Below are 24,135 nucleotides of genomic sequence, written 5' to 3'. Positions count from 1 at the left end.
AGCGATTAAGGAGTATTGGGGTGTCGAGTACCGAAGACGAAAACCTGGCGGATTTGAAGGACTGGTGGACACGCAACGGCAAGCCCCTGGTCACTGGCGGCCTGTTGGCGCTGGTCATCGTGTTCGGCTGGCAGGCCTTTCACAAGTATCAGAGCAATCAGTCGCAAGGCGCCTCGATTCTCTATCAGCAACTGCTGGAAACCACGCTGACGCCTGACGGCAAGCCTGATGCCGCCCGTGTTTCGGAGCTGGCCGGCAAGCTCAACAGCGAGTTCGGCGGTAGCGCTTATGCGCAGTACGGTAGTCTGTTCGTGGCGAAAGTCGCGGTCGACAGCGGCAAGCTGGACGACGCAGCCAGCGAGCTGAAAGCCATTAATGACAAACCGGCCAACCCGGCGCTGGGCGAAATTGCCCGTCAGCGTCTGGCGCAGGTACTGGCCGCGCAGAACAAGGTCGAAGAAGCCCTGAAGCTGCTCGAAGGTGATGCCGACAAGGCATTCCTGGCCACTCGCGAAGAACTCAAGGGTGACCTGCTGGTGCAGTTGGGTCGTACCGACGAAGCAAACGCGGCGTATCAAAAAGCCAAGGCGGCACTGTCGGATGAAGCGGCGGTCGGTGGCCTACAAATCAAGCTGGACGACCTGGCCAAAGGGGATGCGTGACGTGATTCGTTGGAAACATGCAGCATTGCTGGCTCTGGCCATTTTGGCCGCGGGTTGCAGCAGCAACAGCAAAAAAGAACTGCCACCGGCCGAGTTGACCGACTTCAAAGAAGAAGTGGTTCTGCAAAAGCAGTGGAGTCGTTCGATCGGTGACGGTCAGGGCGAAACCTACAACATGCTGGTTCCGGCGATCGAAGGCGATACCATCTATGCCGCCGACGTCACCGGTGTGGTGATGGCGCTGGATCGCAGCAACGGCGACGTCAAATGGAAGAAGGACCTTGAACTGCCTGTTTCCGGCGCCGTCGGCGTGGGTTACGGTCTGGTCATGTTCGGTACCATCAAGGGCGAAATCGTTGCCCTGGACGCGATCAACGGTGAAGAGAAATGGCGCGCTCGCGTGTCCAGTGAAGTCCTCGCACCGCCGGCCAACAACGGTGACGTGGTTGTGGTTCAGACTCAGGATGACCGTCTGATCGGTCTGGATGCCGCCACCGGCAACCAGCGCTGGTTGTATGACAGCACCCCTGCGGTCCTGACCCTGCGCGGCACCAGCGCACCGATCGTCACCAACCGCCTCGCGGTGGCTGGCCTGTCGACCGGTAAAGTGGTCGCTCTCGATATTTCCAACGGCGTGCCGGTGTGGGAACAACGGGTCGCGATTCCACAAGGCCGTTCGGAACTGGAGCGTGTGGTCGATATCGACGGCGGCTTGCTGCTGTCCGGCGGTACCCTGTACGTCGCCAGCTACCAGGGTCGCGTTGCGGCACTGGACCTGGAAAGCGGTCGTCAGCTCTGGCAGCGTGATGCTTCCAGCTATGCCGGCGTCGCTCAGGGTTTCGGCAACGTTTACGTGAGCTTGTCTTCGGGCACCGTTGAAGGCGTCGACGAACGTTCCACCACAGCATTGTGGAGCAACGATTCGCTGGCCCGTCGTCAACTGTCGGCTCCGGAAGTGTTTTCCAGCTATGTTGCAGTCGGTGATATGGAAGGCTACCTGCACCTGCTGAGTCAGGTGGACGGTCGTTTCGTCGGCCGCGAGCGCATCGACAGCGACGGCCTGCGTGCCCGTCCGCTGGTGGTGGGTGACACGATTTATGTGTATGGCAACAGCGGCAAACTGGAAGCCCTGACCATCAAGTAAAGATTTGACTATGCTTGGGGTTTAACCCCCAAGCGGCTTCACCGTTTGTTGGACTGTAGGAGCGAGCCTGCTCGCGATGGACGTCAACGATTACGTTGGTGTCCTGAATAAACGCGGTGTATTGGCGTTTATCGCGAGCAGGCTCGCTCCCTCAGACAAGCACACAGTGATTGCCCCGAGCACCAGCCGCTGCCTCGCAGCGGCTTTTGTATTTTCTGAAATAACGAAGTGGAGAGCCGCATGGTTCCCGTAATCGCCCTGGTGGGCCGACCGAACGTCGGCAAGTCCACCTTGTTCAACCGCCTGACCAGGACTCGCGACGCCATTGTCGGCGACTTGTCCGGTCTGACCCGTGATCGCCAATACGGTGAGGCCAAGTGGCAAGGGCGTTCCTACATTCTGGTCGACACCGGCGGTATCTCCGGTGACGAGCACGGTATGGACGAAAAAATGGCCGAGCAGTCGCTGCTGGCTATTGAAGAAGCCGATGTCGTTCTGTTCCTGGTAGATGCCAAGGCCGGTTTCACCGCCGCCGACCAGATGATCGCCGAGCATTTGCGCAAACGTAACAAGCGTTCTTACGTGGTTGCCAACAAGGTCGACAACATCGACCCTGAAATGGCCCGCGCCGAGTTCGCCCCGTTGGGCATGGGCCACGCGATCCCGATCGCCGGTGCTCATGGTCGTGGCATCACTCAGATGCTGGAAATCGCCCTCAGCGACTTCCCGAAAGACGATGACGAGCTGGAAGAAGGCGAGGAAGAGATCGTTGCCGAAGGCGAGGAAGCCAAGCGCATTCCTGGCCCAAGCGAAAAAGACGGGATCAAGATCGCTATCATCGGCCGCCCGAACGTCGGCAAGTCGACCCTGGTCAATCGCATGCTCGGTGAAGACCGGGTAATCGTCTATGACGAGCCCGGCACCACCCGCGACAGCATCTACATCCCGTTCGAGCGTAACGACGAGAAGTACACGCTGATCGACACCGCCGGTGTGCGCAAGCGCGGCAAGATCCACGAAGAAGTCGAAAAATTCTCCGTGGTCAAAACCCTGCAAGCGATCAAAGACGCCAACGTGGTGATCTTTGTGATGGACGCCCGTGAAGGCGTGGTCGATCACGACCTCAACCTGCTGGGCTTCGCCATTGAGTCGGGTCGTGCGCTGGTGATCGCGATCAACAAGTGGGACGGCATGACGCCGAGCGAGCGCGACTTCGTGAAGGTCGAGCTGCAACGTCGACTGTTCTTCGTTGACTACGCCGACATTCACTTCATCTCGGCCCTGCACGGTACGGGCGTGGGCAACCTCTACGCCTCCGTACAGAACTCGTTCAAGTCTGCGGTCACCCGCTGGCCAACCAACCGCCTGACCACGATTCTGGAAGATGCGGTCGGTGAGCACGCGCCACCGATGGTCAACAACCGCCGGATCAAGCTGCGTTATGCCCACTTGGGTGGTGCTAACCCGCCGATTATCGTGATCCACGGTAACCAGATCGAGAAAGTACCGAAGTCCTACGTTCGTTACCTGGAAAACACTTACCGTCGTGTACTCAAACTGGTCGGTACGCCGATCCGTATCGAGTTCAAGGGCGGCGAGAACCCGTACGAAGGCAACAAGACCTCGCTGACCGACCGTCAGGTCAACAAGAAGCGTCGCATGATGTCGCACCACAAGAAGGCCGACAAAAAGCGCCGCGACAAGCGTTGATTCACTACTTGCCTGACTTCTGTAGGAGCGAGGCTCGCCCGCGAAAGCTACGCTGCGGTGTATCAGGTACACCGCGTCACCGTTCTTCGCGGGCAAGCCTCGCTCCTACAGGACCGGGTTGAAGAAAGGGTGCTTTATGCGCCCTTTTTTTATGGGCGCCGGATGGGCTATCCTCGGGCTCTCCCGCGCCGCCGTTAGAGCCGGGTGTAGAGCAGGGAATCACCGATGATCACCAGTAAGCTGCCGAATGTCGGCATCACTATCTTCACTCAGATGTCTCAGCTCGCGGCGCAAACCGGGGCGATCAACCTGTCCCAGGGTTTTCCCGATTTCGATGCCCCGCAAGCCCTGTGCGATGCGGTCGGTCGGCACATCGCCAGTGGCCACAACCAATATTCACCGATGACCGGCCTGCCGGCGCTACGCCAGCAGATTTCGGCGAAAATCGCCCGCAGCTACGGCGTCAACGTGGATGCCGAGCATGAAGTGACGGTCACTCCCGGCGCCACTCAAGCGATCTTCTGTGCGATTCAGGCGGTTATCCACAGCGGCGACGAAGTGATCGTATTCGATCCGTGCTACGACAGTTATGAGCCGTCGGTTGAACTGGCCGGTGGCCGTTGCGTGCATGTGCAACTCGGTCTGAATGACTTTGCCATCGACTTTGAAAAACTCGCCGACGCGATTACGCCGCGCACCCGGATGATCGTTCTCAACGCCCCGCATAACCCGAGTGGCGCGCTGATCAGTCGTGCCGAACTGGATCAGTTGGCGACGTTGATTCGGGATCGTGACATCTACATTGTCAGCGACGAAGTCTACGAACACCTGGTCTTCGATGGCGTGCCTCACGTCAGCGTGCTGAATCACGAAGAGCTGTATCAACGCGCCTTCGTGGTCAGTTCCTTCGGCAAGACCTACCACGTCACCGGCTGGAAAACCGGCTACGTGGTCGCCCCGCCGGCGCTCACCGCCGAGCTGCGCAAAGTGCACCAGTACGTCAGTTTCTGCGGCGTGACCCCGCTGCAATACGCCTTGGCCGACTTCATGGCCGAACACCCTGAACACGTCGAAGAATTGCCCGGTTTTTACCAGACCAAGCGCGATCTGTTCTGCGATCTTCTGGCGCCGTCGCGTTTCAGCTTCAAGCGGGTGACCGGCACGTATTTCCAGCTGGTCGATTACTCGCAGATTCGCCCGGATCTCAATGACGTCGAGATGGCGCTGTGGATGACCCGTGAACATGGCGTGGCGAGCATCCCGATCTCGGTGTTCTACCAGACACCTCCCGAGGGCCAGCGCCTGGTGCGCTTGTGTTTCGCCAAACGCGAGGAGACGTTGCGTGAAGCAGCGGCAAAACTATGCGTGATCTGAGTGCATTGCCCAATCTGAATGTCGCGCTGATCCAGACCACCCTGGCCTGGCATGACCGTCAGGCCAACCTGGAGCATTTCGAGCAATTGCTTGAGCAGGCTCGCGGGACCGACCTGATCATTCTGCCGGAGATGTTCACCACCGGTTTTTCCATGGAATCGGAAACCCTCGCCGAAGCGGAAAACGGTCCGACCAGCAAATGGCTGCGCGTTCAGGCGGCAAAACTCGACGCAGTGATTACCGGTAGCGTCATCGTCCAGGCCGCCGACGGCAGCCATCGCAATCGACTGCTGTGGGCGCGGCCGGATGGGGAAGTCTGGCACTACGACAAGCGTCATCTGTTTCGCATGGCCGGCGAGCACAACCACTACACGCCGGGCGAGCGCCAGGTGCAGTTCGAGCTCAAGGGCTGGCGAGTGCGGCCGCTGATTTGCTACGACTTGCGTTTCCCGGTCTGGAGCCGCGATGCACAGGACACCGACCTGCTGCTCTACACCGCCAACTGGCCCGGAGCACGCCGCCAGCACTGGAACCGTTTGCTGCCGGCGCGGGCGATTGAAAACCTCTGCTACGTGGCCGCGGTGAATCGCATCGGTACTGACGGCAAGGGTTTTGCCTACACCGGTGATAGCCAGGTGCTGGATTTCCAGGGTGAGACATTGCTCAGTGCCGGGGAAGCCGATGGTGTGTTTCAGGTCGTGCTGAATGCGGCGGATCTGCAAGCCTACCGCACGCGCTTCCCGGCCAATCTGGATGCCGATACGTTCGAATTCACCTGAAATCTTCGTTGCCTGAGCCTGCCTCATCGCGAGCAGGCTCACTCCCACAGTGGATCGCGTGAATAGAGATTTTGTGTGCACCCGAAGCCTCCTGTGGGAGTGAGCCTGCTCGCGATGGGGCCATAACAGGCAACACAAAAACAGCAGGCAAACAAAAAGGCCCCGAGATTTTCACCTAGGGGCCTTTTGCATTACAGCGAACGCTTACGCCGCTTTTGCTTCCGGCTGGCTCAAGGAGCGGTTCAACGCGCTGAACAGGGCCTTGAAGCTCGCGGTGGTGATGTTTTCATCGATACCGACGCCATGCACCGCACGCTCACCGTTCACGCGCAGTTCAATGTAGGCCGCCGCCTTGGCATTGGTGCCCGCGCCGATCGCGTGTTCGTTGTAGTCCATGATCTCCACCGGAATCGGCAGGCCGGCCACCAGGGCTTCCAGCGCGCCGTTGCCCTTGCCGCGCCAGTGCAGGTTGGTTTCGCCCTGACCTTTGCCCGAGACTTCCACTTCCACGGCGCTGTGACCGTTCTCTTCCTGCAGGCGATGGCTGACCAGCGCATACGGGGTGTTGGCCTGCAAATACTCGCTGTGCAGCAAGGCGTGGATCTGCTGGGCAGTCATCTCAAGGCCCAGGCGATCGGTTTCACGCTGCACGACCTGGCTGAACTCGATCTGCATGCGACGCGGCAAGCTGATGCCGTATTCCTGTTCCAGCAGGTAGGCGATCCCGCCCTTGCCCGACTGGCTGTTGACGCGGATCACCGCCTCGTAGCTGCGGCCGATGTCGGCCGGGTCGATCGGCAAGTACGGCACCTCCCACAGCTCATCCGGTTTCTGCTGGGCAAAGCCCTTGCGGATCGCATCCTGGTGGGAGCCGGAGAACGCGGTATGAACCAGGTCGCCGACGTACGGGTGACGTGGGTGCACCTGGATCTGGTTGCATTCTTCGACGACTTTGCGCACGCCGTCGATGTCGGAGAAGTCCAGCTCAGGGTGAATGCCCTGGGTGTAGAGGTTCAGCGCCACGGTCACGAGGTCGACGTTACCGGTACGCTCGCCGTTGCCGAACAGGCAGCCTTCGACACGGTCGGCGCCGGCCATCAGGCCCAGTTCGGTAGCGGCAACGCCGGTGCCACGGTCGTTGTGGGTGTGCAGGCTGATGATCACGCTGTCACGACGGTTGATGTGACGGCCGAACCACTCGATCTGGTCGGCATAGATGTTCGGGGTCGCGCATTCAACGGTGGCTGGCAGGTTGAGGATCACCTTGTGCTCAGGCGTCGGGTTCCAGACTTCGATGACCGCGTCGCAGACTTCCTTGGCGAAATCCAGCTCGGTCGCGCTGAAGGTTTCCGGCGAGTATTCGAAGGTCCACTCGGTGTTCGGCTGCTGGGCCGCGTATTTGACGAACAACTTGGCCGCGTTGACCGCGATGGCCTTGACTCCGTCCTTGTCCTGGTTGAAGACAATGCGGCGGAAGGACGGGGAGGTCGCGTTGTACAGGTGAACGATGGCTTTCTTCGCCCCGCGCAGGGATTCGAAAGTGCGTTCGATCAGATCTTCACGGCCCTGGGTCAGCACCTGAATGGTGGTGTCGTCCGGGATGTGGTTGCCTTCGATCAGGGTACGCACGAAGTCGAAGTCGGTTTGCGAAGCGGCCGGGAACGAGGCTTCGATCTCTTTAACGCCGACCTGCACCAGGGTTTTCCAGAAACGCAGCTTCTTGACCGCGTCCATTGGCTCGATCAGCGACTGGTTGCCGTCACGAAGGTCGGAACTGCACCAGATTGGCGCTGCGGTGATGGTCTTCGACGGCCAGGTGCGGTCCGGGATGTCGATGGTCGGGAACGCGCGGTATTTCGAAGACGGGTCTTTGAGCATGCTCATCGGGAAATCCTTATTGTGTGGGCCGAAAAAAGGCGGCCTGCCGGTGGATCAACTGTTTTTGGGGAAAAGCGTGGGGCGAGGCACCGCGATTCAACCTGGCAGTCGTGCGCTGACGAGGCACAGGCTGCGGTGCTGGCGAAGCTGAATGAGGGTGTGCGAGGTTTTCATGCCTTCAACCCTAACCGCCGTGGTTGAGGATGGCAAGCAGTCGAAAAAAATTGAGAGGAATACTCGAATGGAGGATCTTATCGAGATTTTATTGCGATGAAATCGGTTGATCGTGTTGATCGTTGCGCGAGGTTTAATCGTTGCGCAATTGAAAGTTCAGGCTCTTGTCTCAGTGGGCGCAGCTATTCTTAAAGCCTCAACCAGACGACTGGAATGCAGGAGTCGGCAATGAACGAATCGGATTGGAAGCTTTACAGTGCGCTGCGCCCGAAGGCGCATGAACGGATGTGCATTCGGATCATGGAGGAGGTCGAGCGTACGGTTCTCGACACAAGCCTGGCGCCATATGATCGGATAGAAGCCAGCGAAGAACTGCTTAAGGCCGGGCAAAAAGAGCTGTATTGGGCGTTTGGCGTTTTCAGGTTCTCACGCCATGAGGCCCGCTCTCACTTGCTCGGGTTGTGTGCCCGCGAGTTGATCACGGCTGAAGAATTGGCTGGCTTCTCGGATGAAACTCAAACCTGGATCAACCACTGTTTGGCAGATCGGGAAGTCCACGGGATTGAGGATTTGGAAGCGGAATAAGCCGCGTCCTTGAGATCGCCTACGCGGGCAAGCCTCGCTCCTACAGATCTGGGGTGACCACACGGTTTGGGCACGACGCAAATCTGTAGGAGCGAGGCTTGCCCGCGAAGAGGCCGGCAGCCTCAAAGACGATTCAGGGTTGGAAAGCCCCAATAAAAATCGCCGGATCCACCCGCGCATCATTCAAGCTGACATTCCAGTGCATATGCGGCCCGGTAGCCCGCCCGGTGGCGCCGACTTTCCCGACTACACCGCCGCGAGCCAATTGCTGCCCCGCCTTCACATCAATCTTCGACATATGGCAGAACATGCTGATAAAGCCCTGCCCATGGTCGACAAACACCGTATTGCCGTTGAAAAAGTAGTTGCCGATCAAAATCACCTTGCCCGCGGCCGGTGTCTTGATCGGTGTGCCGGCACCCACGGCGAAATCCAGGCCTGAGTGGGGATTGCGCTCCTCACCATTGAAGAACCGGCGTACGCCGAACTTGCTCGATAGCGGCCCGTTGACCGGTTTGTCCAGCAGCAGGTTGCTTGGCGTGTTCGGGCTGAAAGTGCGGTAAGCAGCGATCTGCTCGGCCAGTTCACCCTCGATGCGCTTCAGATTCTCCGGGTTCGGATTGACCTGCTGCGTGTTTTTCAGGGTGATGTGCTGTTCCGGGTACTTCTTGCTGCCGACCGTGAAACTCAAATTACGGCCGCCGCTGCTGACCTGCTGCGTGCCCGGTTTAACCGTCAACGGTACGCCGACAATCGCCAGCCAATTGCTCTGTTCCTTGACCACCAGCACCGGTTTGCCTTGATAGCTGGCTTTTGGCGCTTGGGCAGACGTGCCCAGATCCACCACGGCCACGCCGCCCGGCACCGGTTTGTTCAACAGGCGGGTGATGTAACTGTCGGCGTGGGCATTGAAGGTCAGGCACAGTAACAACAGCGGAGCTAAAAAACGCGGCATGGATCAATCCAGTAAAGAAAGGGTGACAGGCGTCAGGTGATTGTCTTCGACCCGGACTTGCAGCTCGCCATTGCCCAGTTTGGCTTTCAGCCGTTGACCGGTGTGGGTTTGCTCGGCACTGCGGATCGCGTTGCCGCGTTCGTCCAGCAAAATGCTGTAGCCACGGGCCAACGTCGCGAGCGGGCTGACCACCTGCAGGGTCTGCACCTGACTTTGCAGTTGCAGGCGACGGGCCTTGAGCCCTTCGCGCATGGCTCGCGGCAGGCGCTCGGCGAAACTGTCGAGGCGCTGACGCAGCATCGCCAGTTGCCGTCCGGGATGTTGCCCGGCGAGGCGGGTTTCCAGACGAATCAGCCGTTCGCGGCGGGTGTTGAGGTGGCGTTCGAAAGCGCGGCGCATGCGCATGTCCAGGTCATCCAGACGTTGCGCTTGTTGGCGCAGACGTTCGCCGGGATGGCGCAGGCGACGGGACATGCCTTCCAGACGCAAGCGGTCGCGCATCAACCGGTCGCGGATGCGCATCACCAGGCGACGATGCAGGCTCTCGACCCGGCGCACCAGGTCGCTGGAATCCGGTGCAAGCAATTCGGCGGCAGCGGACGGCGTCGGGGCGCGGACGTCGGCGACGAAGTCACTGATCGAGACGTCGGTTTCATGGCCGACGGCGCTGACAATGGGGGTCACGCAGGCGTCCACGGCGCGGGCCACGGCTTCTTCGTTGAAACACCAGAGGTCTTCCAGCGAACCGCCGCCACGGGCGAGGATCAGCGCATCAAAACCACGGGCGTCCGCCAGTTTCAGTGCGCGGACGATCTGCGCAGTCGCTTCGCGGCCCTGCACGGCGGTCGGGATCAGCGTCAGCTGGATCTGCGGCGCGCGGCGGCGGAATACGCTGATGATGTCGCGAATCACCGCGCCAGTCGGCGAACTGATAATACCGATGCGTTGCGGGTGCGCCGGCAACGGCACTTTGCGCTCGGCGCTGAACAGGCCTTCGGCGCTGAGTTTTTCCTTCAATGCATCGAAGGCCAGACGCAGGGCGCCGTCACCGGCCGGCTCCACGGTGTCGAGGATCAACTGATAGTCGCCACGTCCCTCGAACAGCGAAACCTTGCCGCGCACCTTGACCGCCAGACCGTCCTTCAACGCCTGACGAACCCGCGCTGCGTTCTGCCGGAACAACGCGCAACGCACCTGGGCGCCGCTGTCCTTGAGGGTGAAATACACGTGGCCGGACGCCGGCCGGGCGAGGTTGGATATTTCGCCTTCGACCCAGATGTTGCTGAACACGTCTTCAAGCAACACCCGCGCGCGGCCGTTGAGCTGGCTGACAGTCAGGACTTCACGGTCCAGGCCGAGTCTTGCAAAGGGATCTTTAATCATGGGGCGCAGTTTAAAGGCATTCGGCTAACAATCTCCATGAGCCAACAAAAATCCCCTGTAGGAGCGAGCCTGCTCCGGGCGGCGTTCCGACGATTGCGGTGTGTCAGTCGACATTGATGTTGAATGTTAAACCGCTATCGTCGGAACGCCGCCCGGAGCAGGCTCACTCCTACAGGGGGTTGTGCAGGTTTTGATGAAGTGTTGGACCAGTGCGGTGGGATTCTGCCGGCAGGCGAGGGCGACGGTGCTGTGACAATCCGGGTCGGACAATTGCAGGAAATGGATGTCGGGTGGCGCAATGTCCTGCATCGATTCCGGCAGCAGGGCAATGCCGAAACCGGCCTGAATCAATTGCAGTTGCGTGGTTTTGCGCGACACCACCCGCGCCGCTTTCGGGAAGAATCCCTGACGCATGCACAACTCGGCGGACAGATAACTCAACCCGCCACGCTGCGGATGAGGAATGGAGATAAACGCTTCATCCTTCAGCTGCGCCAGATCGATGCCCTGAGTGGACTTATCCACAGCCAGCCGATGATTGGGCGGAACAGCCAGCAGCAATCGTTCGCTGTACAAAGGAACAATCTGCACGCCTTCACGTTGGCGCAACACCGGCAGGCGCAGCAGTCCAGCATCCAGTCGATTGTCGGCCAACGCTTCAAGTTGCGCTTCGGAAGACAGCTTTGAGATGTCCATGGACACACCGACATGCTGATCCAGATAGTCGCTGATGCCTCGCAGCAGGCGGCCACACATAGGCACGGTGCTGGAGTGGCTGAGGCGCAAGGTGCCGAGTTCTCCATTACCGACCTGGGTGGCCATCTCACTGGCTTTGGTCAGTTCGTTCAGCAGGTTTCTGGCCCGGGGCAAGAAGGCTTCACCGGCCGCCGTCAGTCGGGGCTGGCGTGCGGTGCGCTCGAACAATGGCGTTTGCAGGCGGGTTTCCATGTCCTTAATTTGCCGGCTCAGGGCCGACTGGGCAATGAAAAGTCGTTCTGCGGCCGCGCTGAAACTCCCGCAGTCGGCGATTTCCACGAAGTAACGCAATTGGCGGGTTGAAAGCACCGGTCATGCCTTTTTGAGATGGGTGGGCGGCTTTGAAGATATTAGTCGCAAGACTCGACGCTGGCTAAAGTCATCGCAGGTATTCAAGGAAGCCGTACAGATGAATGTGCTTGAGTTGTTGAGCCAATGGCCATTTGGTGCCATGGATTGGCTGGTAATCGGATCGGGCATTGCCCTGGCCTACATCGTGTTCGGCATCGCCGGATTTGGTACCGCCCTGGTGGCGGGGCCGATTCTGATTCTGTTCATGCCGCTGTCGAAGATTGTGCCATTGCTGGTGTTGCTGGATTTCGTCGCAGCCTTCGGCAATTTGCTGCCTTCGCGGCGGGAGGTGGCGAAGCCCGAGTTACTGCGGCTGCTGCCCTGCATGGCGGTGGGCTGCACGCTGGGGGTGATCTTTCTGCTGAACCTCAAATCCGATCTATTGCTGCTGTTGATGGGGCTGTTTATTAGCGCCTATGCGATTTACAGTCTGTGGGTCAAAACCCGGCCGACGCAATTGTCCGCCGGTTGGGCCGTGCCGATGGGAACAGTGGGCGGGCTGTTCGGGGCGTTGTTTGGCAGTGGCGGCTTTCTATATGCGATCTATTTGAACAGCCGGTTGCCCAAAGAGGCGGCGCGTGCGACCCAGAGTGCGCTGATCAGTTGCAGCACCGTGGTGCGCTTGAGCCTGTTTGCTGTCGCGGGTGTCTACGCCGAGCTACCCTTGTTGGTATTGGCGTTGTGTTTGTTGCCGGCCATGGCCTTGGGGCTGTGGATCGGCCGGCGGTTGACCATGAGATTGTCCCGCGAGGCGTTCGTGCGGCTGGTGACGTGGTTGGTGCTGGCGAGCGGGATTGCCTTGATCGGGCGTTACTTGAGTACTTGACCGGATTTTGTCAGGGATTAAGCTGCCGGCCGCTCTGACGCCTTCGTCGGAATGCCGCCCAGACCAAGCCTCGCTCCTACAGGATTTATGTCGTTCGATGTACTTGCGAACGACTCCGTTCCTGTAGGAGCGAGGCTTGCCCGCGAAAGCGTCAGCCGGTACGCCGCAGAACATCCATCTGACGCAGTAGGCTTGCACCATGAATTCGCAAAGCATCATCGTCCCGAAAATCTCCACGCTGCCGGTGCACGAACCCCGGGCCCGGGCGATTGTGCGCTGGCTGGTGCGCAAAAACATCATCCAGGAAGAGCTGACCACCTGTGGTCGTACCGGCAACCGCATGGCCCACGCCATCGCCGACGGTGCCCGCGCCGTGGTGTTGCATCCGCAAGCGCTGCCGTTCGGCGAACCGATCAATGGCCTGGAGATCATCACCAAGCGTTGCATCTATACACCGGCCAAGGGATTCCTGGAGGAGGCGGGCTGCGCCGAATGCCGCAAGGAAGTCGGCGAAGCGCTGTTCGATAGCCTGGAAGACTGGATGCCGGGGCGTACCGATAACTTCACCTGCCCGGAATGCGGGCATGAAGACGACATCAACGGGTTTCTTTTCCTGCAGGAATGCGGTTTTTCCAACCTGGGGTTCATCTTTAATAACTGGGCCGAGGCCGGGTTCCAGCAGAGCTTTATCGATGAGTTTGCCGATTGGCTCGATCAGCCTGTCAGTTGGGTGAAAGTCGAGTTGTAACCGAAACCGAAACCGAAACCGTAGGATCGAGCGGTGCGGCGATCCGACTTGCCCGCGAAGCTTTTAGCGTCAGTGATGACGCCTTCGTCGGAATGCCGCCCAGACCAAGCGCCTCGCTCCTACAGGATTTGCGTTCCAGACCCCCGTCGATCACCCGCATCGATAATAGACAGAGTTTTACATTGAACCCGAGGGGGTGTCTGACTATAATGGCGCGCTTCCATTTTCCCGCTCGGGAGCCCCCGCGATGCTGCGTATCAGCCAAGAAGCTCTGACATTCGACGACATTCTCCTAGTGCCTGGTTATTCCGAGGTGCTTCCTAACGAAGTCAGTCTCAAGACCCGCCTAACCCGTGGCATCGAGCTGAATATTCCTCTGGTTTCTGCCGCCATGGACACCGTTACTGAAGCCCGTCTGGCAATTGCCATGGCTCAGGAAGGTGGCATCGGCATCATCCACAAGAACATGACCATCGAGCAGCAAGCTGCCGAAGTTCGCAAGGTCAAGCGTTACGAAGCCGGCGTGGTCAAGGACCCGATCACGATCGAGGCCGACGCCACGGTTCGTGAACTGTTCGAACTGACCCGCCAGCACAACATTTCCGGCGTTCCGGTTTTGCACAATGGCGACCTGGTCGGCATCGTCACTTCCCGTGACGTGCGTTTCGAAAACCGTCTGGAAGCCACTGTCCGCGAAGTGATGACGCCTAAAGAGCGTCTGGTCACGGTCAAGGAAGGCGCCGACAAGAACGACGTTCGCGAGCTGTTGCACAAGCACCGCATCGAACGCGTCCTGATCGTCGACGACAAATTTGCCCTCAAAGGCATGATGACCGTCAACGACATCGAAAAAGCCAAGGCTTACCCGCTGGCCAGCAAGGACGATCAAGGTCGTCTGCGCGTTGGCGCTGCAGTCGGCACCGGTAAAGACACCGGTGACCGCGTAGCCGCCCTGGTCAATGCCGGCGTTGACGTGGTGGTGGTCGACACCGCACACGGTCACTCCAAAGGCGTTATCGACCGCGTTCGCTGGGTCAAACAGAATTTCCCTGAAGTGCAGGTCATCGGCGGCAACATCGCCACCGGCGCTGCCGCCAAGGCCCTGGCCGAAGCGGGCGCCGATGCGGTCAAGGTCGGTATCGGCCCGGGCTCGATCTGCACCACCCGTATCGTCGCCGGTGTCGGCGTCCCGCAAATCAGTGCCATCGCCAACGTCGCCGCTGCCCTTGAAGGCACCGGTGTTCCGTTGATCGCCGACGGCGGCATCCGTTTCTCCGGTGACCTGTCCAAGGCCATCGTAGCCGGTGCTTCCTGCGTGATGATGGGCTCGATGTTCGCCGGTACTGAAGAAGCACCAGGCGAGATCGAACTGTTCCAGGGTCGTTCGTACAAGGCTTACCGCGGCATGGGTTCGCTGGGCGCCATGTCCCAGGCTCAAGGTTCCTCCGACCGTTACTTCCAGGACTCCTCGGCAGGCGCCGAGAAACTGGTTCCGGAAGGCATCGAAGGGCGTGTTCCGTACAAGGGCAGCCTGAGCGCCATCATCCATCAACTGATGGGCGGCCTGCGTTCCTCGATGGGCTACACCGGCAGCGCCGACATTGAAGAAATGCGCACCAAGCCTGAGTTCGTGCGGATCACCGGCGCAGGCATGGCCGAGTCCCACGTCCACGACGTACAGATCACCAAAGAAGCGCCAAACTATCGGGTCGGCTGACGCCTCCAGCTACGAGCCACAAGCTATAAGCTGCAAGCGGTACTGCGTTCACGCAGCTACCGCGCAGCTTCCGACTACTTGCAGCTTGCAGCTTGAAGCTTGCAACTGCTTTTCAGAGTTTCTCTCATGGCCCTCGACATTCACGCTCACCGCATCCTGATCCTCGATTTCGGTTCCCAGTACACCCAGCTGATTGCCCGCCGCGTGCGTGAAATCGGCGTGTACTGCGAACTGCATCCGTTCGATATGGATGAAGACGCGATTCGCGAATTCGCTCCAAAAGGCGTCATTCTCGCCGGCGGCCCCGAGTCCGTGCACGAAGCCAACAGCCCTCGCTGCCCGCAAGCGGTGTTTGACCTGGGCGTACCGGTCTTCGGCATCTGCTACGGCATGCAGACCATGGCCGAGCAACTGGGTGGCAAGGTTGAAGGTTCCGAACTGCGTGAGTTCGGTTACGCCCGTGTCGACGTGGTCGGCAAGAGCCGCCTGCTCGACGGCATCGAAGACCACATCGACGCTGACGGCCTGTTCGGCCTCGACGTGTGGATGAGCCACGGTGACAAGGTCACCAAGATGCCGCAGGAATTCCACATCCTGGCCAGCACCCCGAGCTGCCCGATCGCCGGCATGTTCGACGACGCTCGCGGCTACTACGGCGTGCAGTTCCACCCGGAAGTGACTCACACCAAGCAGGGCGGTCGCATCCTGTCGCGCTTCATCCTCGACATCTGCGGCTGTGAAGCGCTGTGGACACCGTCGAAGATTGCTGAAGACGCCATCGCCAACATTCGCGCCCAGGTCGGCACCGACAACGTATTGCTCGGCCTGTCCGGCGGTGTTGACTCCTCGGTGGTTGCCGCGCTGTTGCACAAAGCCATCGGCGACCAGTTGACCTGCGTCTTCGTCGACAACGGCCTGCTGCGTCTGCATGAAGGCGAGCAAGTGATGGCCATGTTCGCCGAGAACATGGGCGTCAAGGTGATCCGCGCCAACGCTGAAGAGCAGTTCCTGAACAACCTGGCCGGCGAATCCGACCCAGAGAAAAAACGCAAGATCATCGGCCGTACCTTCATCGACGTGTTCGATGCCCAGTCCAACAAACTGGACAACATCAAGTACCTCGCCCAAGGCACCATCTACCCGGACGTGATCGAGTCGGCTGGCGCGAAAAGCGGCAAGGCTCACGTGATCAAGTCGCACCACAACGTGGGTGGCCTGCCGGAAGAAATGAACCTCAAGCTGGTTGAACCCCTGCGCGAGCTATTCAAGGACGAAGTCCGTCGTCTGGGCCTGGAACTCGGCCTGCCGTACGACATGGTCTACCGTCACCCGTTCCCGGGCCCGGGCCTGGGCGTGCGGATCCTCGGTGAAGTGAAGAAGGAATACGCCGACCTGCTGCGTCGCGCTGACCACATCTTCATCGAAGAACTGCGCAAGGCCGACTGGTATCACAAAGTCAGCCAGGCCTTCGTGGTGTTCCAGCCGGTGAAGTCGGTTGGCGTGGTAGGCGATGGCCGTCGTTACGCCTGGGTCGTTGCCCTGCGTGCCGTGGAAACCATCGACTTCATGACCGCGCGTTGGGCACACCTGCCTTACGAGCTGCTGGAAACCGTCAGCGGCCGGATCATCAACGAAATCGAAGGCATCTCCCGCGTCACCTACGACGTGTCGAGCAAGCCGCCAGCGACGATCGAGTGGGAGTGATCCCGGCTTCAACTGATCGTCTGTAACACCTGAAAGGCCCCGTGAATTCGCGTTCACGGGGCCTTTTGCGTATCAGAGTCTGCTGGGTTACACCGGCAGACGTCCTTCGAGTGTCATGCCCATGCGGTTGAGTGCTCGTGCAAGAAGGTCAATATTCTGGTAGTTGACCTGATGCACATCAGTCCAGGCGGGGCGGTTAATCAGAAAACCGCCACCCTCCGTTCGCTCAATCATCGTGCGTGCAATCACGCCGGTCCTGCTGCGATGGATCAGCGTCCAGATGTCCTCTGATTTATCGATGGTAAACATGCCTGGGCGGTACAGGAGCCGAAGAATTGCTTCCTGTGTTCTCTGAATGACTGGAGTGGGCATTTCCAGGTTGATGTCGGCATACAGGGTGTCAAAGTCTCCACGCATCGGCGGAGGTGGCGGCTGAACGTCACGGCCTACCTCGATGCCATGGTCTATCTCGATGTGCAGACTCTGGTCAGGACTGACCTCTTCGATCCGCAAACCGATACCCCCCTCCGTTTCGCTGATGCCGGCAATGCCCCTGAACGTGTTGGTGTTTTCCTGGCCGGTCAGCGCCACCCATTTTCCCGGGCTGTAGGCCTCGTTGGCCTGGATGATCGTGTGAGTGAGGTAGTTCTTGATGGATTGTTGCGACAGGGTGCCAAAGGACGCGCCTTCGTACCGATAGCTTGCCAGGCAGTCAGTGGCCTGGATTCGAATGCCGTATTGTCGGGCCGTACGCATGACTTCCAGTGGTGTGAACTGCCCGGCGGGATCGCTCTGAAGCTGTTTTAAATACAGTCCCAGCATGCCGTCCATTTTCCCAGTTTCGGCGAATGTGTTCAGGTCGACTTGACTGAAGTCGTTCAGCAAACGGTGCATGTAGATCGTCTTGACGCCTTGCTTCGCCAGGGTCTGCATGTTTTCGATGAGGAACCGCATGCTCGCAATGCGATCCTGACTTTCACCGACGACGAGCCCGGGCGCGGCATCGAATATCTTCTCAATGAGTTCCGGGACGGTCGTGGACGGCGTGATGACGGGCTGTATCGGACGCGCAGGCAATGAGGCGAAAAAATTCCTTGGGGTATGAAATGTGCGCGCATCTCTCACCAGTACCGTGCGCCGTGCGGCGACGAACTCATCGTACGTGGTCACCCCTTTTAGAGTCCCATCGGGAAGGTTGACGATTTTTATGTGCGTTTCTTTTTTGCCTAGTGCCAGGAAGTTCAGTGAACGGCCATTGGGGGCATCGTATTTCGTCAGGTGTCGGAGCAAATCAGCCGGTGGCCGGGCTTGGGTGGATCCCGTGGAGGATCCGGGAACGGGTTCGACGAGGTCCTTTCCGCCGCCCTTTAACCCACTTTTCGGCGCCAGTTCCCATTCACCCTCGGCATTCAGGCGTACAGGCATGGAACCTGAAGAAGCGAGAGGCTTTTGCGGATCAATGATCGCCCATGTACCGCCGCCGTTGATGTCGGCTTCGTAGCGAACGTAGTAAGCCTGGTCGTTCATCATGATGGCGGTGGAAGGGTTTGAGTCCAGCGAGTAGATGCCCTGGAATTTTCCGCTCGTGGCCAGAGGCGTCTGGCTTTCCAGGATTTCATTGCTTTGCCAATGCTCGGGCACTTCTAACGCTTGCCCGGAATCTTTGGGCAGGGGAGTGAACTCCTCAAGCTGACGGATTACTCCCTGAGCATCATCGGACGCTTGTGTGCCGACAGGTTCATCCGGATGACCGGCCGCCCTCAGATCTGCCATCTCAGCCGCTTCGGCTGCGTCGACCGAAGCTCCCACGTCCTCCAATACACTGACTTCCTTGAGCAGCGGGATGTTGAACAGGGCATTGATGCCGTCGAGCACCGCGCCAATGACGCCGGCCTTGCGTTCCGCCGCCGTCTTGCCATTGACCGCTTTGTCGATGTTCAAACCCATCGCCGCGACACTGGCCCCGATCACCGTCAATGCGATGGGCCAGCCCAGAACGGTCAATGGCCCAAACACATGCAGACCGGCAGTCAGGTAGCCCAGCCAAAGCTGTTTGCGCATCTGTCCATGGGTCACCAGTGTCAGGTCGGCCTCCTCCAGCATCGTGCTCTGGACCGCCCGGCTCTGCCAGGTGAAGGCATCGCCGTCGATGGTGATGTCTTTTTGATTGATCAAGTGGTGGTCGTACTTGCCCCAGGTGCCGACCAGCTGGTTCATCAGCGGGGTGATGGTGTCGTGGACTTCTTTACGGACCGACAGCGGGAAATGGGTCATGAACTCGGTGCGTGGCTGCTCTTCATTCATTTGGAGCAAGATCCACCAGTGCATGTCCGTCAGTGTCGGATGCACGTGGAATGCCTGTGCGGCACCGGGAACGTAGGTGATCTGCCGACCCTTTTGGTCAACGATGCGCAGAATATCGGTGGCGACATGCCCTGCGACATCCAGGGCGCAGACACGAAGATCCGAAGGCGAGGAGGTTTGAGACTGCAGGCTCGCCAAGGTGATTGGCCATACTTCGCCACCGACGACGGCCCTTACGACGGTCTGGAAATCCTCCTCTTCCAGTTGACCGTTTTGCCGCGCCTCCACGGCTTTGCTGAGGTAGTTACATTTGGCCAGGGCCCGGAAGTCATCGAAATGAGTCGTCCAGAACGCGTTCAGTTTATTCAGATAACGTTCACTGAGGTTCATCTCCCACAGATCCGTGAGGACCTTGCTGGGGTACATCCGCACTTCGTTGGTTTCATTGAAAATACTGGCGTTTGCATCCGCAGTGTAAAACCCGCCATTACTGTTCAGTTCGAGGGCGTCGTCTTGATCGGTCACGCGGTACCCATGGATGACCAGTTGCGTCAGGGTCAATGATTCGCAGGGTTTGGGGGCGTGTTCCCAACTCAGAAAGGCCTTGGTGCTGCTGGCCGAGACGTTGTCAAACCGATGCCACCAGACCTGATCCGGGTCCATGTCGGTGATACCGTATTTTTTCAGGATTTCGCTGGCCACCCCATGGGCCTCTTCTTTCAAACCCGGGCAGGCTGTCACGACGACGGGGGCAATCGTTTTCAGCTGCTCCTGGTCGGCTGCATTGGGTAACGTTTCAGTACTCTGATCAACAGGCATGCTCTCGCTCCTTGAGAAATGGGCTGTGAGGATTGCCCATTTGCTCAAGGCAAGTGCACTACATAGTTATGCCCACCTGCATTTCGTGACGGTGTAGGGTCAGCGCCGTGCCACATCCGAAAAGTAGAACTTGTCGAGGGTATGCCGTGATTCGGTGTACTCGAACTGGCGACCGTCCTGCAGGAAGGTCTGGTTGCTGACCACGATCACATGGCTCTGGCCGTCGAGGTCCAGGTGATGCTGGTCGTCCTTGCTCCGGGGCACCGCTTCGATGGTGCGCTGGGCGTAGGCGATTTGCAGTTGCAGAGTCTGTTCGATGAAGGCGTAGATCGACTGCTCGGCGATGTCGCGGGACAGGCCGGGAATCACGTCGCTGACGAAATGGTTGATGTCGAGGATCACGCGTTTCCCATCGATCCGCCGCACTCTCTTGATCCGCGTGATCAGGCTGCCTTCTTCAGCCTTGATGTGTTCGAGCAGCGAGCCTTCGAGGGGGATTTGGGTGAATTCGACCACCTCGGTGCTGACGTCGTTGCCCAGTCGCGGATAAGTCTCCTGGAAGCTGACGATGCCGCCCAACTGGAATTCGATCGGGTTGGTCGACAGCACGAAGGTGCCTTTACCGTGGACTTTCTGGGCGAAACCGCGCTCCTGCAATTGCTCGATGGCCTTGCGCACGGTGCCGCGGCTGGCTTGATAGCTGTCCATCAATTCGGTTTCGGAAGGCAACCGGGCGCCGCGTTCCAGACGTTCGGTGGTGATGCTGGCAAGCAGATCGCTGTAGATCTGGTTGTATTTACTCATGGGGATGGCTCTGTGCCGCGATGTGCTCAAGGTTTCGAACCTTAAGGGCAGGGTAGGGGTTTGTCCATGCGGGTTTAGGTTTCATCGTTCCGGGAGGTAGGAAAAATCGCCGACTGTCGGGTTGGAGGCAAACAAAATCAAACTCGTCTGTACGAGTTGTTGCTTTAACTCGTACAGACGAGTACTTTTCGCTTCGGCGTGCTGCCAAAACAAAAAACTACAGCGGAAGAAAAGCATGAGCCACGACTATCCGAACATCGCCAGCGAGCTGCTGCAAAGCCTCGGTGGCAGCGACAACATTGAGCAGGCCGCGCACTGCGTCACACGCCTGCGCCTGGCCCTCAAGGACCCGAGCCTGGTCAACAGCGCCACGCTGAATCAGATTGATCTCGTGAAAGGTTCGTTCTTCACCGGTGGCTTGTTCCAGGTGGTCATCGGCCCCGGCGAGGTTGAGAAGGTCTACGCCGAACTGCGCCGTCAAACCGGTCTCGCCGCTTCAACCATCGCCGACGTTAAACAAAAAAGCGCCGACAAGATAAACGCCATGCAGCGTCTGGTGCGGGTGTTCTCCGACGTGTTCATGCCGATCCTGCCGGCGTTGATCATTGCGGGACTGTTGATGGGCATCAACAACCTGATTGGCGCCAAGGGCATGTTCATCGAGGGCCAGACCCTGCTGGACGCCTACCCGAAACTCGACGGGCTCTGGAGCCTGATCAACCTGATGGCCAACACCTCGTTTGTGTTCCTGCCGGCACTGGTGGGCTGGTCGGCGGCCAAGCGGTTTGGCGGCAGTGAAATCCTCGGCATCGTGCTCGGCCTGATGCTGGTTCACCCGGACCTGCTCAACGCCTGGAACTATGGCAAGGCAGTCGCCGGTCTCGACGGCCAGAGCCTTCCGTATTTCGACATCCTCGGTTTGTTCCAGATCGAAAAAGTCGGTTATCAGGGCCAGATCCTGCCGATCCTGCTGGCGGCCTACGTGATGAGCGTCATCGAAAAATGGCTGCGGGCGCGGGTGCCAAACGCGGTGCAATTGTTGGTGGTGCCGATCACCACCATCGTCGTCACTGGCGTACTGGCACTGGCCGTGATTGGCCCGGTGACCCGGCATCTGGGTATTCTCATCACTGAAGGCGTGGTGACCCTGTTTGACTTGGCGCCGATGGTCGGTGGCGCGATTTTCGGTTTGCTCTACGCGCCGCTGGTGATCACCGGTATGCACCACATGTTCCTCGCGGTCGACTTGCAGCTGATCTCCACCCAGGGCGGCACGTTCATCTGGCCGATGATCGTCATGTCCAACCTCGCCCAGGGCAGCGCTGCACTGGCGGTGTTCTACATGACCCGCAATGTGCGCGACAAAAGCATGGCCTCGACCTCGGCGATTTCCGCTTATTTCGGCATCACCGAGCCGGCGATGTTCGGGGTCAACCTGCGCTACAAGTTTCCGTTCTACGCGGCCCTGACCGGCTCGGCCCTGGGCTGCATCTTCCTGTCGCTGAACAAGGTCCAGGCCTCGGCCATCGGTGTCGGTGGCTTGCCCGGTTTCATCTCGATCATTCCGCAGTTCATCCCGATGTTCGTGATCGGGATGGTCATCGCCATGGTTGTGCCGTTTGTTCTGACCTGCGGGTTGAGCATGAAAATCGTCCGGCCGGGGTATCGGGTCGCTTGATAGATCGCGTTCGCGGGCAAGCCTCGCTCCTACAGAGTTACGCATTTCAATGTAGGAGCGAGGCTTGCCCGCGAAGAGGCCCTCCAGGCCAGTACAAAACCTATTGAAGGAATAGCGCCATGCAAGACTGGCAACGTTCGGTGATCTACCAGATCTACCCGAAGAGTTTTCACAGCCACGCCGGCAACCCCACGGGTGATTTGCTCGGCGTCGTGGCCAAGCTCGATTACCTGCACTGGCTGGGCGTCGACTGCCTGTGGATCACGCCGTTCCTGCGTTCGCCCCAGCGCGACAATGGTTACGACATCAGCGATTACTACGCCATCGACCCGAGCTACGGGACCATGGCCGATTGTGAGTTGCTGATTGCCGAGGCCGGCAAGCGCGGGATCAAGCTGATGCTCGACATCGTGGTCAACCACACCTCGATCGAACACACCTGGTTCCAGCAGGCCCGCAGCAGCCTCGACAACCCGTACCGCGACTTCTATATCTGGCGCGATCAGCCCAACAACTGGGAATCCAAGTTCGGCGGTTCGGCCTGGGAATACGAGGCGCAGACCGGTCAGTACTTCCTGCACCTGTTCGATCACACCCAGGCCGACCTGAACTGGGACAACCCGAAGGTCCGCGCCGAAGTCTTCAAAATGATGCGTTTCTGGCGCGATAAAGGCGTGGGCGGTTTCCGTCTGGATGTGATCAACCTGATCTCCAAGCCGGCGGACTTCCCTGAGGACAACACCGACGGTCGACGTTTCTACACCGACGGCCCGAACGTGCATGAGTACTTGCAGCAAATGCACCGCGAAGTCTTCGAAGGTCACGACCTGATCAACGTCGGCGAAATGTCTTCCACCAGCCTGGAACACTGCATTCGCTACTCGAAGCCGGATTCGAAAGAGCTGTCGATGACCTTCAACTTCCATCACCTGAAGGTCGATTACCCGAACCTGCAGAAGTGGATTCGCGCCGACTTCGACTTCCTCCAGCTCAAGCGAATTCTGTCCGACTGGCAGACCGGCATGCAGGCTGGCGGTGGCTGGAACGCGCTGTTCTGGTGTAACCACGACCAGCCACGAGTGGTCTCGCGTTTTGGCAACGACGGTGAATATCGGGTGATCTCGGCGAAGATGCTCGGCACCGCGCTGCACTTCCTTCAGGGCACGCCGTTTGTGTATCAAGGCGAAGAACTGGGCATGACCAATCCTGGGTTTGATCACATCGATCAGTACCGCGATGTCGAGACGTTGAACATCTTCCGGCTCAAGCGCGAGGCGGGAGCCAATGATGCCGAGAACATGGCGGCGATCATGCAGAAGTCCCGGGACAACGGCCGGACGCCGATGCACTGGAATGCCGAGCCGAATGCAGGATTCAGTACGGCAGAACCCTGGATTGGCGTGCCGGCCAACGCTGCGCAGATCAACGTCGCCACTCAGTTCGAAGACCCGGGCTCCGTGCTGCATCACTACCGTCAGTTGATTGCCCTGCGCCGAAGTGAAGCGCTGATCTCCGAAGGCGTCTATCGGCAACTGTTGCCGGAGCACACGCAACTCTGGGCGTATGTGCGTGAAGGTGACGGTGAGCGTTTGCTGGTTCTGAGTAACTTCTATGGCACGCCGTGCGAAGTGAAACTGCCGGATGAAGTGATCAGCGAAGCCATGGCCCAGCGTCTGGTCATCAGCAACTACCCGGATTGTCCGCCGCGAAACCGGCAAATTCTTTTAAGGCCCTATGAGTCATTCGTTTTGCACCTGACCGACTGACCAGCCACTAAAAACACC

Annotated in this window: 18 protein-coding genes; 12 read left to right on the top strand and 6 right to left on the bottom strand. The window is 59.2% G+C overall.

Translation table 11 applies throughout. The annotated features are described in order from the left end of the window. Nucleotides 1-20 precede the first annotated feature (20 nt). The 5 genes from ACYZTY_RS22640 (at nt 21) to ACYZTY_RS22620 (ending at nt 5,669) form a co-directional block, all read left to right on the top strand. A complete protein-coding gene (locus ACYZTY_RS22640) occupies nt 21-662 on the top strand; it encodes a tetratricopeptide repeat protein (RefSeq protein WP_461955562.1) in 642 nt (213 codons plus the stop codon). Further along, entirely contained in the window at nt 655-1,806 is a 1,152-nt protein-coding gene (gene bamB / locus ACYZTY_RS22635) for an outer membrane protein assembly factor BamB (RefSeq protein WP_461955561.1), read from the top strand. The genes ACYZTY_RS22640 and bamB overlap by 8 nt, the downstream gene beginning before the upstream one ends. 240 nt (nt 1,807-2,046) lie before the next feature. Next, nucleotides 2,047-3,516, top strand: coding sequence for a ribosome biogenesis GTPase Der (der, locus tag ACYZTY_RS22630; protein ID WP_008147761.1), 1,470 nt, complete (start codon nt 2,047-2,049; stop codon nt 3,514-3,516). Between the two features lie 225 nt (nt 3,517-3,741). Continuing rightward, on the top strand, nt 3,742-4,890 hold the full coding sequence (locus tag ACYZTY_RS22625; RefSeq protein ID WP_461955560.1) for a pyridoxal phosphate-dependent aminotransferase: 1,149 nt from the start codon (nt 3,742-3,744) through the stop codon (nt 4,888-4,890). Next, nucleotides 4,878-5,669 (top strand): amidohydrolase, encoded by a 792-nt coding sequence (locus tag ACYZTY_RS22620; RefSeq protein ID WP_461955559.1) that lies wholly within the window; start codon nt 4,878-4,880, stop codon nt 5,667-5,669. The genes ACYZTY_RS22625 and ACYZTY_RS22620 overlap by 13 nt, the downstream gene beginning before the upstream one ends. Before the next feature lie 204 nt (nt 5,670-5,873). On the opposite strand, the gene leuA is transcribed toward ACYZTY_RS22620, so the two are convergent. Then, on the bottom strand, nt 5,874-7,553 hold the full coding sequence (gene leuA / locus ACYZTY_RS22615) for a 2-isopropylmalate synthase (RefSeq protein WP_461955558.1): 1,680 nt from the start codon (nt 7,551-7,553) through the stop codon (nt 5,874-5,876). Between the two features lie 396 nt (nt 7,554-7,949). Between leuA and ACYZTY_RS22610 the strand changes: the two genes are divergently transcribed. Further along, complete coding sequence (locus ACYZTY_RS22610) at nt 7,950-8,306, top strand: hypothetical protein (protein ID WP_461955557.1); 357 nt, start codon at nt 7,950-7,952, stop codon at nt 8,304-8,306. 133 nt (nt 8,307-8,439) lie between these two features. Here the strand turns inward: ACYZTY_RS22610 and ACYZTY_RS22605 are convergent, their stop codons facing one another. From ACYZTY_RS22605 to ACYZTY_RS22595, 3 genes are all read right to left on the bottom strand, one after another. Next, the gene (locus tag ACYZTY_RS22605) at nt 8,440-9,261 is read right to left on the bottom strand and encodes a peptidoglycan DD-metalloendopeptidase family protein (protein WP_461955556.1); all 822 of its coding nucleotides are present in this window, start codon (nt 9,259-9,261) and stop codon (nt 8,440-8,442) included. A gap of 3 nt (nt 9,262-9,264) precedes the next feature. Beyond that, complete coding sequence (gene xseA, locus ACYZTY_RS22600; RefSeq protein WP_461955555.1) at nt 9,265-10,644, bottom strand: exodeoxyribonuclease VII large subunit; 1,380 nt, start codon at nt 10,642-10,644, stop codon at nt 9,265-9,267. Nucleotides 10,645-10,770: 126 nt separating this feature from the next. Further along, on the bottom strand, nt 10,771-11,709 hold the full coding sequence (locus ACYZTY_RS22595) for a LysR family transcriptional regulator (RefSeq protein WP_461955554.1): 939 nt from the start codon (nt 11,707-11,709) through the stop codon (nt 10,771-10,773). 100 nt (nt 11,710-11,809) lie between these two features. Between ACYZTY_RS22595 and ACYZTY_RS22590 the strand changes: the two genes are divergently transcribed. The 4 genes from ACYZTY_RS22590 (at nt 11,810) to guaA (ending at nt 16,746) form a co-directional block, all read left to right on the top strand. After that, nucleotides 11,810-12,577: a sulfite exporter TauE/SafE family protein gene (locus tag ACYZTY_RS22590; RefSeq protein ID WP_461955553.1), complete on the top strand. Its 768-nt coding sequence runs from the start codon at nt 11,810-11,812 to the stop codon at nt 12,575-12,577. Between the two features lie 199 nt (nt 12,578-12,776). After that, nucleotides 12,777-13,325: a sugar ABC transporter ATPase gene (locus ACYZTY_RS22585; protein ID WP_461955552.1), complete on the top strand. Its 549-nt coding sequence runs from the start codon at nt 12,777-12,779 to the stop codon at nt 13,323-13,325. Nucleotides 13,326-13,572: 247 nt separating this feature from the next. Further along, nucleotides 13,573-15,042, top strand: a complete 1,470-nt coding sequence (gene guaB / locus ACYZTY_RS22580; RefSeq protein ID WP_109634587.1) for an IMP dehydrogenase — start codon at nt 13,573-13,575, stop codon at nt 15,040-15,042. 126 nt (nt 15,043-15,168) lie between these two features. Further along, nucleotides 15,169-16,746, top strand: coding sequence for a glutamine-hydrolyzing GMP synthase (guaA, locus tag ACYZTY_RS22575; RefSeq protein WP_033061488.1), 1,578 nt, complete (start codon nt 15,169-15,171; stop codon nt 16,744-16,746). A gap of 87 nt (nt 16,747-16,833) precedes the next feature. On the opposite strand, the gene ACYZTY_RS22570 is transcribed toward guaA, so the two are convergent. Both ACYZTY_RS22570 and treR read right to left on the bottom strand, forming a co-directional pair. Continuing rightward, nucleotides 16,834-19,869 (bottom strand): membrane-targeted effector domain-containing toxin, encoded by a 3,036-nt coding sequence (locus ACYZTY_RS22570; protein WP_461955551.1) that lies wholly within the window; start codon nt 19,867-19,869, stop codon nt 16,834-16,836. 99 nt (nt 19,870-19,968) lie between these two features. Continuing rightward, nucleotides 19,969-20,673 carry a trehalose operon repressor gene (treR, locus tag ACYZTY_RS22565; protein ID WP_461955550.1) on the bottom strand — a complete coding sequence of 235 codons (705 nt, stop codon included), beginning with the start codon at nt 20,671-20,673 and terminating at the stop codon, nt 19,969-19,971. A 235-nt stretch (nt 20,674-20,908) separates the two neighbouring features. Here treR and treP point away from each other — a divergent pair, with 235 nt between their 5' ends. Both treP and treC read left to right on the top strand, forming a co-directional pair. Then, the gene (treP, locus tag ACYZTY_RS22560) at nt 20,909-22,351 is read left to right on the top strand and encodes a PTS system trehalose-specific EIIBC component (protein WP_461955549.1); all 1,443 of its coding nucleotides are present in this window, start codon (nt 20,909-20,911) and stop codon (nt 22,349-22,351) included. 119 nt (nt 22,352-22,470) lie between these two features. After that, nucleotides 22,471-24,117: an alpha,alpha-phosphotrehalase gene (gene treC, locus ACYZTY_RS22555; protein WP_461955548.1), complete on the top strand. Its 1,647-nt coding sequence runs from the start codon at nt 22,471-22,473 to the stop codon at nt 24,115-24,117. The last annotated feature ends 18 nt before the right edge of the window (nt 24,118-24,135 follow it).

It is taken from the genome of Pseudomonas sp. LB1P83 (genome assembly GCF_054897885.1).
The sequence above is the reverse complement of the archived record's forward strand: the minus strand, read 5'-3'. Positions and strand labels throughout refer to the sequence as shown.